Origin of the sequence: Chengkuizengella sediminis (assembly GCF_010078385.1) — a bacterium.
Taxonomy (GTDB): domain Bacteria; phylum Bacillota; class Bacilli; order Paenibacillales; family KCTC-33759; genus Chengkuizengella; species Chengkuizengella sediminis.
The window spans coordinates 66,637-78,998 of record NZ_SIJC01000011.1; the positions used below are offsets into that span (position 1 = coordinate 66,637).

The window sequence follows — 12,362 nt, forward strand, 5'->3', positions numbered from 1 at the left end:
GTTGGGGTCCAATTACTTACTCCTTGTACTTGCTTATAAGAATCAAATCCTCTGATTATTATGGTTCCATCGCTTTTTAACCCCACCGTATGGGTATGTCCTGCACTCACTTTTACAATATCTGTCCAGCTGGAGACGCCTGAGGTTTGGCCATCATCATCTCTACCTACAGCCACGACACTTCCATCGCTTTTTAGGCCTAACGTATGGTAATATCCTCCACTCACTGCTACAATATCTGTCCAGCTCGATACGCCTGAGGTTTGGCCATCATCATCTCTACCTACGGCCACGACACTTCCATCACTTTTTAGCCCTACCGTATGGTAATATCCTCCACTCACTGCTACAATATCTGTCCAGCTCGATACGCCTGAGCTTTGACCATACGTATCATGACCTACAGCCACGACACTTCCATCACTTTTTAACCCTATCGTATGGTAATATCGACCTCCACTCACTGCTACAATATCTGTCCAGCTGGAGACACCTGAGCTTTGACCATACGTATCATGACCTACGGCCACGACACTTCCATCACTTTTTATCCCTACCGTATGATATCGACCTGCACTCACTGCTACAATATCTGTCCAGCTCGATACGCCTGATACTTGACCATAATTATCTCTACCTACGGCCACGACACTTCCATCGCTTTTTAGCCCTACTGTATGATATCGACCTGTACTTACTTCTACAATTTGTGCCCAGCTAGAGACACCTGAGCTTTGACCATAATCATCTCTACCTACGGCCACGACTCTCCCATTATTTTTTAACCCTACCGTATGAGACTGTCCTGCACTCACTTCTACAATATCTGTCCAGTTGGAGACACCTGAGCTTTGACCATAATAATCAGCACCAACGATCACAACACTTCCATCGCTTTTTAGCCCTACCGTATGGGAAGAGCCTGCACTCACTTCTACAGTATCTGTCCAGCTGGACACGCCTGACACTTGACCATAATTATTATCACCTACGGCCACGACACTTCCATCGCTTTTTAGCCCTACCGTATGGGACCAACCGGTACTCACTTTTACAATATCTGTCCAACTCAATACGCCTGACACTTGATCATAATTATCATTACCTACGGCCACGACACTTCCATTGCTTTTTAGCCCTACCGTATGGGAAGAGCCTACACTCACTTCTACAATATCTGTCCAACTGGAGACACCTGAGCTTTGACCATAACCATCATAACCTTTTGCCACGACACTTCCATCGCTTTTTAGCCCTACCGTATGCACACCTCCTGCACTCACTTCTACAATATCTGTCCAACTCAATACGCCAGAGGTTTGACCATAATCATCTCTACCTACGGCCACGACACTTCCATCGCTTTTTAGCCCTACCGTATGGGAAGAGCCTGCACTCACTTCTACAATATCTGTCCAACTGGAGACGCCTGACACTTGACCATAATTATCATCACCTACGGCTACGACACTTCCATCACTTTTTAGCCCTACCGTATGGGAATCTCCTGCACTCACTTCTACAATATTTGTCCAGCTGGAGACGCCTGACACTTGACCATTATCATCTTTACCTACGGCCACGACACTTCCATTGCTTTTTAGCCCTACCGTATGATATCGACCTGCACTAATATTTGATATTTTCACATCCTCTTGAGTCAAAGATAACGAGGATGCAGTCATTTTATTCAAATCTACCACTTCTTCAGCTATAACTAGAGTTGAAAATACTAATAGAAATATACATAGAAAAGTTACTGTTTTTTTAATATTCAATATGATTCCTCCTAATATTTATATTATTATGTAAATTTCTTAATTACACTTCTTGAAACTAGCTCCCCCCTTCAATTACTAAAACTTTCATTAATTTACCTTTAAATCATATACAAAGTTTTTTAGTATTCCTAATGGAAAAATATTCTTGGTACATGTTAATTTTTAAAATTAAACTATAAAAAACCTTTCATAAATAGAGAAAGGTTTTACCAAAGTATTGTATCCAGAAGCAAGACATTCTAAATACTAGAGAATCATTATTTTATTAAAATAATCTATTTAACTTCTATAAACGACCATCTTACTAGATATTTAATTAATAACCCTCAGCTTCCTGGGCTATTAAGTGATAATTTGATGTATGAAATAGTAGAACAAGTTATTAAGAAAGCAATATCTAATGATTATTATTATGATTCAATCCATTTTTTATAAAGAGTTGAATGAATGGTTAGATAATAGTCAAGGATACTTTGAAACATTTTGGAAAAGGCTTCATAGAGAAGGACCACATCCTGGACTTTCAGATGAACATGACTCAATATTCAGACTAAATCTTGTTCAAATATCCACACTTGAAATTCTAAGAAGATATGACCTAAATTATAACTAATAGTCCTTTTTCTTTGCTTTTCATTAAAACTGTTTCTTACAGGGAACTTTTAATGTATAATATAGTTAAGAGATTCATATACTAATAAAGAAACCGAAGGTGCTCGACACACCAACGGCTTCTATGGTTTAATACAATAGCCGTTAAAGAACGGTAAGCTTTGGTTTTTACTACAAATGGACCGCAACCTTGGAGGGGGGCGGTCTATTTCTTATTCTTAACAGATAACAAAGCTATAATTAATAACCCGAAGGTTAGCATTAAAGAAATCGCTTGATAAACTGTCATTGGGCATCACCCCCTATCTATAAAAAAATGAGGGATCAGCCTACCGCCCTTCCAACTACTGTATTATTTCTATTATACCACTTTGTTCCATATAAAGGTAATCATTTAGACAGTTGAAATAGTTTCCCTATTTACTAGAGTTTTAGTCCATTTTTAATTTCATTACATAATTGTTTCGCTCTTTCAGCTCTATTTTTCAATTCTTCATCATCAGTAGATACTTCTAACAAATTCATACAATCATTTATAAAACTTTTTGTAAGATTTTCTTCTCCTAAATCATATGATAAATATATTAAGCCACTTCTCACACTACGTGGACTTCTACCATTAATGGTTTCTGCTATAATAATTCTTTCGATATCAGATAGCTTTGACATTATTACCTTTATTATAGAATGCATTTTAAGTATGTGGTCAATATTTTTAGTACTTTCGATTAAGTCATACATTCTATCAAATTTTAGCCATAGTTTTTCATTATTATGTTTGTCATCATTTAAAGACTTGTAATATCTATAAAACTCTTCTTCTCTCCATTTCATTTCAGTCTCTTTCGAAATTTTTAACGCCATATACATTTCATATTTCATTAACTCCTCACGTGCCATTACAAACTTAGAACATTGCATAGACTTAAAGAATTTTTTTGCTTCAGTTAAAGACATCTTTCCCATAAACTTTTCTCCTTTTATTCCTATACGTTGACATGGAGTATATTTATTTCACTCCATGTCAATATACATATTTCGGGAAGTGTAGGCACCCATACTAATTATCATACAAGTTATAACTATATATACTTCTCATACGGACGATACGCTGTTTTGTTCTTCATCATACCGCAAATAATGCTAACTGCTCTACTTCTATTGTATTTTAGAAATAGATGAGTTGTAGTTTGGAAAAGTGCCACCAACGGAAAAGTTTTAGCTACGTCCTAGCCACTTTTCTACTTCTTTAGAAAATTCAAGAGTTCTATTTCCCATGAGTTTTCTCGCTTCTTTGAGACATTTCTCTGAATCACCTAAATATTCTAGAACTGTAACAATTAATACATTCTGTACATCATCATCTTCTGATAATGCCATATCCTCAAAAAATTGAAATATTCTTTTTTTTAGCCTCTCTTGATTCTTCTTTTCTAGTAATTCAACAAGAAAGGGGTTCAAAACATTCCCAAAAACGTTATGATTTCCAGGGAATTCTTCCCAATCATCCAATTCTTTATCATACAAAGGTTTTAATTCAGGAATTTTCATAATAAGTTCTTCCGACAAATTGCTTTTATTCACTAAGGCTTCACTCCTTCCAATGCTTTTTGGAGATCATCTAGTAAATCTTGAGCTAACTTCAAATCACTTGGACTAAGATTTTCTTTATTGATTATATTTTTAAGATTACTGATTCTCTCAAACCCCTTTTGAAAATGACCTTTTGGACTTAATAATTCTCCAGTTTTCAGTTCATGCCTTATTACATCTGCTAATCCTCCATCTCCAATTTTTGCACCTGGACGATACATTTGGTCTATCGCATTTCGTAGTTTTTGATTCCCTACAGTATTCAATAGTTCATCTCTCTTTGAAAGTTCAACCGTCCCCTCAGTAGCCTTGTTAGTCTTGTTAGTCTTGTTAAGTAATCCAAGTGCTTGCAGTGCTTTTATTTCAACTAGGACAACAAATTCTAATGCATATTCTTTACCAATATACGCCACTATCTGTGTCTTGCCTTCTGGTGTAACATTAGGATCTTCATATAGCGCATATACTAACTCATCCATACTCATCTCATCAACACGTTTATACGTTATCCCATTACCTTCGCCTTCACAAACACATTCTTCCGCATTTCCACTTGGATCAACATATTTTAACGGATTATTACTTAAAAAACTCTTATATGATCAACGTACTACATGATATGTAAAATTATTTAATAAATTAGGCTATTTGTTATCAATCCTTTTATATCATTATTTACGGAAGTTATTTATCACTTTTCAATGCAAAACACATAAAAAAAGATAAATAACTTATGTTATTTATCGGGTTGTGATTCGTAAAAAAACTTGAAAGACATATGTCAAACGACATAAATTATCCTTCAATGATGACACAATAATAACCCCATTTAACAAAAAACAAACATTTAAACTGCTAAAAACTGATTATTGTAATATGGTGATTTTATGTCATTTTCTCTCTTTGAGGGCATATTTGAGTCAAAAAATTCTGACACAAAACTACCTACAATCTATACAACTATTCAGGAATTTAGGAAATATTATTGTTGGAACATTTTACACATAATAAAGTGTACCCTGATATGCTCCCCTACAGGTAGACAGATAAAATAAAGAAATCTGTTTCCTAAAGGGGAATATATCATAGCCAATCAAGGTTAAATTAAATTATTTAATCCAATCAATACCTATTTCATCAAATGAAGTTCTACTCTCATTCAAGCCTTCTTCATCAGAAGTTCCAATTAAATTTATCTCATTAAGTGATAAAACTATCTTCTCCTTTGGATTAGATATTTTTCGCTGGTAAATACTCTTCATCAAAGTAGTTTGTTCTTCTGTCATTTCATAATACTCTTCCCATGATTCAATGGCTTTTTGAACCTCCATTACTTGCCTTTCCAAAAGCCCTCCGCCATTTCTAATCATAATATCAAACGTATCTAGTGAAAACACTTTATTTTCAAATCCCCATATAGCGGTAGTAATTAGAGGCATATCCTCACCGTTTATGCTTTCTAATAAGTATTGCAGAGTTTCAGTTTCGGCAATTTTAATGATTTTATCAGGTGCTCCTTGAAAAAAGTCCATAGATGTAAATTTTCTCGGAACAGTCTCGTCATTTCTAAATGCTGCTACTAAAAAGTTATTTTGAAATGTAACAGTTCCTCTGACTCCTTCACTATTCTGAAAATTATAATTGAATTCATCCCATGAATGTTCATTTGATAAGTAGGGATAATGTGCAACCATAATAGAATGTGCAATAGAAGCCAAAATGCAACCATTCCATAATTGATTATAACTCCAACCTCTTATTGAAATAGAGTTTATTGTCACTTTTTCTCCTCCTCTTATTTATTGGATTTATCTCTGTTTTCCTTACGAGTTAGAACTTGAGCATTAGAATAGCTATTGGTCCCACCTTTATCTCTAGGAAAAATATGATCAATCTGCCATTCATTTTGAGGAGGTGTCACTCCTTTTTGACTTTTTTTAGGCTTACAACATATTTCTCCTGAGAAGTCGGACTTAACAACCCCATTATTTGTTTTCATATTTTCTTGTATTATCTTATGTTTTTGAGCAGCAGTAAAATTTTTCCCTTCTCCAACTGTTTTCGGATCTGGTATATGCGAATATGGACCTTTAGTACTCTTACCTAGTTGAATACCAATATTATCTCCTGCCATAGGATAAGGTAAACTATTAGGAGCCTCATTATGTTTAACAACTTTAGAAAGATTACTAGACTCTTTCGTTGCTTTTACACCTGATGTTGCCTTTCCGAATAACTTTCCTAATTTTAATACTTTACCTGCTGGAAAGAGGCTTGCTCCTGCTATGACCTTTGCAGTGAAAGAAGCATCAGAATCTATTAACGTTCTAGCATCTTCCAATACAAGAAAATCAGCTGTGGTTTTCGTAAGATTCCAAGCTTTTCCGAAAAATCCAACATCATCACTGTCTCGACTTAAACCAAACGGATCAATATAACTTATCGGATTTCCATTGACATAAGCATATTTATTCAGGGATAAACTGCTGCTGATACTGCCTTGAACCACGTCCCGATTAATAAATCGTTTGATCTCTGGGTTATAGTAGCGAGCCCGCATATAATACAGACCGTTTTCATCTGTCATCACTCCATATCTTCCATTATACAGGAATGGATGGTTTCTTGTCCCTTCTGAATAGATGAGCTCACCATAAGGTGAATAGCCATACTTGTCTGTAATGTCCCCATCTATATTCGTTAAAGCAAAGGTACTTCCTCTACGGTCATAATGATAGAGTGAAACCTCCCCAGTTGCCTCTTCTTGTGAAATTAATCCTAATCCATAGACATAATACGTTAACGGATTCCCCTCTTCGTCCACTTCCATTAGCAATTGACTGTAAACAGCATGAGGATTCACAACTTGATAGACCGTCTCATCGGTTGATGTATTGGTAATTGAAGTCCGGATATCTTCTGCATTATACGTATAGGTGTAATCTCCTGCACGGATCAAATGGTTTTGGGAATCATACTCCATTTGCTGCATAACACCTTGTAATGGACCTTGAATCATATTGCCGTCTGCATCATAAAGTACAGTCTCACCATCATAAGTTTCTATTCGATTATCTGACGTATACGTGATGCTTGTTTCTTGAGTAGATAGATCATTTATTTCTTGAATCGTTTGGATGTTTCCACCGATATCATAAGCATATTGGTAGTTCACACTCGATTGATCTAACGGATTTAAGAAATTGTCCGCTTGGGTTAATCTGTTTAATTCATCATAAAGGTAGTTTTTATTACCTTCCGTTTTTACATTACTGGATGCATCATACGTAAAGGTTTCTTGATGGATGATGTCCCCGTCTTTCGTTTCATCTTTTAATTCAATTAGTTGCCCTGCTACATCATACGTTCTCGTTTCCTTTGAACCATCTGGACGAACAGTAAAAATGAGTCTGTTATTTTCATCATAAGTATAAAGGGTCACTCTTCCAGCCCAGTCCGTCACACTTTTCAACTTTCCAGCTTCATCATACGTATAGGAAACGATTTTTCCATCAGGATAAATAAGCTGTGAAAGATTGCCCACTTCATCATATCGATATTCGATTTTGTTTCCATTCTCATCAACATACGAGACAATTCGATCCAAAGCATCATAAGTTCTCGTGATCGTTTTTCCATCTTGATCTGTCACCGTAAGTAAATTGTGATTGTCATCATACGTTCGACTGACTTCGGATTCCGGTGTGTTCGTTTTGATGAAACGTCCGACTTCATCGTACGCATAAGTGGTCACTTGTTCTCTCACATTTTTCTTTTCGATTAATAGATCACGACCATCATATTGATACGTGATCCCCCCACCACTGTCGAACGTCTCTTTAATTAATCTTCCTGCTGCATCATATTCAAAGGAGGTTTCCACGCCATTGGCATCGGTGAATGCTAATAACTGACCTTTAGAATCAAAGGATTGCTGGCTTATACCGCCCATAGCGTCTACCACTTGTACCAGTTGATTCACGGCATCATATTGATACGTTTGTACATTTTCTAACGGATCAGTCAGTGTGGTTAATCGTCCGTTTTTGTCATAAGCTTGTGTAGTTGTATTTCCTAGTGCATCAGTTGTTTGAATCGGTTGATAGCTATCGTTATATACAATCGATGTGATCTGATTGTCTTTTGCATCCTTTTGAGAAATCAAATTACCAACGGCATCATATTGCGTTGTAAACGTATTCCCTAATGGGTCTGTCATTCCCGTCTGTCTTCCCATCGCATCATATGTCGTGATCATGGTGTTTCCTGATGGATCGGTGACATTCGTGAGTCGACCTTCCTTGTCATAGGCATACTGAGTCACCTGGCCTAAGGCATCTGCTTCTTGAATTAGGGCATTTATTTTATTGTACGTATAGGTCGTTACATTGCCAGCTGCATCGGTTTTGATGATCATATTACTCTTTTGATCATACGTAAACTGAGTGACTCCATTTAATGCATTGGTTTCACTTAAGAGATTACCTAATGCATCGTAAGTGAAGGTACTTATATTTCCTTCTGGATCTATCGTGCTGACTAAACGATCCATTTTATCATACGTATAGGTTTCACTGTTTCCAATCTCATCAGTCGTTGAAACAAGGCGGTCTAACGCATCGTAACTGAAGGTCACTGTATTGCCGAGCTGATCAGTGGTACTTAGGATCCTCCCCTTGGCATCGTAAGTATTTTCTATTATATTTCCTTTAGCATCGGTCGTTTTGGTTAATTGATCCAAGTGATTATACGTATATTGGGTGGATTGATTTTCTGCATCGGTTTCAGACACCAGGTTGCCATTTCTATCATTCGTATAACTAGTGACATTTCCTAAAGCATCGGTTTTCGTTAATACATTGCCCATCCCATCATAAGTAAATACCGTTTCCTTGCCTAACGCATCCACTTCTTTGGTGATGTTGCCGCTAGAATCCACGGTAAATGTACTTGTGCCTTCCAGTGCATCGGTGACTTGGATGAGTTGTCCCATTGCATTGTGCGTCATGGACGTGATACTTCCATTCTTGTCTGTTTTAGCACTTAAATACCCAAGTGTATCATAAGTGAATTCCTCACGGTTGCCTTCAGCATCTGTCTCACTGATCAGTTGATCAATCGCATTGTATTCTTTGGTTGTGACATGACCCATTGGATCTGTGATTTGGAAAACTCTTCCTTTGGCATCATACGATTGCACCGTTTCATGACCCATTGGATCTGTGATTTTTTGCAAACGATCTTCTGCATCGTATGCATATGAAATCGTATTTCCTAATCGATCTTCTACTGAAACGAGCTTTCCGTTTGCATTATACGTATAGGTTGTGGTCTCTTCCAAGGCATTGGTTTCACTTAAGAGATTGCCCTGCATATCATAGGCAAATTGAGTGGTGTTGCCTAACTGATCTGTTTGTTGAATAAGATGATCCAACGCATCATATGCATACGTGATGGCTTCCGTTTCAGAGAAACTTTCTTTGGTTAATCTACCTACCTCATCATATTCGTACTTAACGATATTCCCGTTTGGATCTTGTTTCTCTTGCAGCATACCGTTGGTATTCGTAAATAAGGTCTCAGCTTCATTAAAATTCACATTGCTTTGCACATAACCCAGCTCATCATACGTAAAATATTGCTGAAATCCTTCTGGATTCGTCACTTGAATTAAACGATTGGACTCATCATACGTAAATTCTGTTTTCTGCTGGACAGCGTTCGTTCTCGTTAATAGATTGTTACGCTCATCATAAGTCATGAGGGTCATATTCTCAGCTTGATCGATGATTTCAATCGTGTTGCCCATCTCATCGTACCCAAATTGTTTCGTTTGATTTAAGGCATTGGTTTCTTTAATCAAATTCCCTAGGCCGTCATACTCCATAGTGGTGATGTGACCTAACTCATCTTCGACTTTCACCAATCGGTACTGATAATCATGGATAAGTTTCTTCGTTTGACCATCTCTTTTGGTTACGATGGTGGTTAAGTAACCCGGTTCAATTTCTTCGTCATATTGGAACGTCGTGATTGCATTTCCTTCCACACCATCGTCTTGTGTAATGACACGACCTGATTCATCATACGTATTGACAAAAGTTTGCACGCCTTGCTCTGTTGAAGTTAGCACTCTTCCTTGTTCATCATACGTATACGTAATGACTTCGTCCCTAGCATTTGTAATTTGGGTAAGATGGTTGTTTTCATCATATTGAAGGTGAACCGTTCTCGCTAGATTATCTGTTACTTTGGTTAATAGATTCCCTGTATATTCAAATGAAAAAAAGGTTCCCGTGTCTTCTTCAATCACTTTGATCAATTGATGAGTACTTTCATCATATTGGAACGTAATGCTTTTCCCATGTTTATTGATCAGTTCTACTAGTTTTCCAGAAGCATCAAATTGATAGATTCGTTGATCTTTTCTTTTTAACGTATAACTCCCGTCTTCTTGTTGGGTGAGCTCGTCAAACTGCGTGGCTTTGTCATAGGAATCATACGTACCATCCTCATTTTTAATAAATCGATTCTTCTGGTGATTGGACCAGCGAATAACGACAGAATACTCTGATTCTTGTTCTAAGTAAGCATCATAATTGTGACTCCAACCGATGCCCACTACTCCCTCATTTAATAGAAGAGAATGATAGGCAAGTTTAAAGTTCAGCTTCTGCGGACCATGCAATTGAAGCAAGTTTTTGTTGATGACCATCGCTCCTGAAGAGGTATCTACAGGATCAGCATGGTAAGACCTGGTATCAGCAAAAGCATAATAATCGATTCTTTCTATTTGTTTTTTAGCCTCAGAACCCGAAATTGGGGTTGGGTTGAGGGGTTTAGGTAAATAAAAACCTAGTCCAAATGGTATGTTGGCTGCCTTACCGTTTGTGATCCCCGAAACGTGAACGAGGTCAAATCCTGGAGAAGCCCCTGCCATATCCAGTCCAACTACAGCCACTGCAACGACGGGTTGATCAAATCCGATATCTGCTAAATCAAAGCTCGTCGTAGTCCCCCCTTCTGCTATGCCAAGAAATACAAACTCATTATCATAAGAGCTCACATAAATTTCAGCTTGATCACCAGCTGGACTATCTTCTTTTATAAATACATCTGGTGAATTGGGTAAATCAATCACTTCATTTGAAAAGCCGATAGTTATATAACTTCCTGTGGGTAAGGCTACAAATCCTTCAGCATCTCCACCAAGAGCAACTCTAGGTGAAACATAAGGGTAAGCTTCATCATTATCAAAGTTACCCGTCAATTTTCCATAAAAATCATGATACTCTGGATTCGCCCCACTATAATATTGATTTAATAGTTTAGAGCCAAAAGTTGCAGATAAAAGAGACCATGTTGAACCTTTCTCTCCTGTTACTTTGATATAATAAGTACCTGAATGAGGAGGAGAGAATTCCATACTTGAGTCCGATGTATAAATCGATGTCGTTTCATTTTCAGGATAAATCGATACACTTTCCCCACCTATTTTTTCAAATGAATAGGTTTGACTGGCATCCAACTCTGTTGAATACCATGTATAACCTTGATTTGTGATTGTTCCTTCAAAGTCACTATTCAAATTTGCTTCAAGAGCCGTTCCCCTTGTCGTACCAGGATCAGTAGGGGTTAAACTCCAAGTCAGCCCTGGTGTTCCTACAATCTTCAAGTAATAAGTACCTGTGGTACTTGGTGTAAAATCAAATATCGTACTATAAGAAGCTTTATATTCATAAGTGGTACTACCTTCTGAATAAAAATATAAGTGGTCTCCTCCTGACTTTTTCGAGATATAAGTTTGATTCGCATCCAACTCTGTCTTATACCATGTATAGCGTGTTTCCGTTATTGTTCCTTCAAAACCATTACTTAAATCAATCGGGATCGCTGTTTGTTTCAACATCCCAGGTTCTTCCACTAGATCTAAACTCCAAGTCAGCCCTGGTGTTCCTATAATCTTCAAGTAATAAGTGCCTGTAGTGCTTGGTGTAAAACTAAAGACAGTATTAAATGAAGCTTTATATTCATAAGTGGTACTACCTTCTGGATAAAAATATAAATATTCTCCTCCTTTCTTGTACCAGTTGTAAGTTTGATTCGCATCCAGCTCTGTCTTGTACCATGTATAGCGTGTTTCCGTTATTCTTCCTTCAAAATCATTACTTAAATCAATCGGGATCGCTGTTTGTTTCAACATCCCAGGTTCTTCCACTAGATCTAAACTCCAAGTCAGCCCTGGTGTTCCTACAATCTTCAAGTAATAAGTGCCTGTAGTGCTTGGTGTAAAACTAAAGACAGTATTAAATGAAGCTTTATATTCATAAGTGGTACTACCTTCTGGATAAAAATATAAATATTCTCCTCCTTTCT

General features: G+C 37.1%; 6 protein-coding genes and 2 pseudogenes. All 8 read right to left on the reverse strand.

The genetic code is table 11. The annotated features are described in order from the left end of the window. Positions 1-116: 116 nt before the first annotated feature. Positions 117-1,085 (reverse strand): annotated as a pseudogene (locus EPK97_RS22695) (hypothetical protein); the annotation flags it as partial. Positions 1,086-1,097: 12 nt separating this feature from the next. Then, positions 1,098-1,685, reverse strand: a pseudogene (locus tag EPK97_RS22700) (RCC1 domain-containing protein); the annotation flags it as partial. A gap of 913 nt (positions 1,686-2,598) precedes the next feature. Beyond that, a complete protein-coding gene (locus EPK97_RS22660; RefSeq protein ID WP_407925703.1) occupies positions 2,599-2,682 on the reverse strand; it encodes a putative holin-like toxin in 84 nt (27 codons plus the stop codon). 134 nt (positions 2,683-2,816) lie between these two features. Beyond that, positions 2,817-3,359, reverse strand: coding sequence for a hypothetical protein (locus EPK97_RS18160; RefSeq protein WP_162038051.1), 543 nt, complete (start codon positions 3,357-3,359; stop codon positions 2,817-2,819). A gap of 252 nt (positions 3,360-3,611) precedes the next feature. Next, complete coding sequence (locus tag EPK97_RS18165; protein ID WP_162038052.1) at positions 3,612-3,977, reverse strand: DUF7674 family protein; 366 nt, start codon at positions 3,975-3,977, stop codon at positions 3,612-3,614. Further along, on the reverse strand, positions 3,977-4,465 hold the full coding sequence (locus EPK97_RS18170) for a hypothetical protein (RefSeq protein WP_162038053.1): 489 nt from the start codon (positions 4,463-4,465) through the stop codon (positions 3,977-3,979). Before EPK97_RS18170 ends, EPK97_RS18165 begins: the two co-directional genes overlap by 1 nt. A gap of 630 nt (positions 4,466-5,095) precedes the next feature. Then, positions 5,096-5,767, reverse strand: a complete 672-nt coding sequence (locus EPK97_RS18175; protein ID WP_338075732.1) for a hypothetical protein — start codon at positions 5,765-5,767, stop codon at positions 5,096-5,098. A 14-nt stretch (positions 5,768-5,781) separates the two neighbouring features. Beyond that, a complete protein-coding gene (locus EPK97_RS18180; RefSeq protein ID WP_205690282.1) occupies positions 5,782-12,204 on the reverse strand; it encodes an RHS repeat-associated core domain-containing protein in 6,423 nt (2,140 codons plus the stop codon). Positions 12,205-12,362 lie beyond the last annotated feature (158 nt).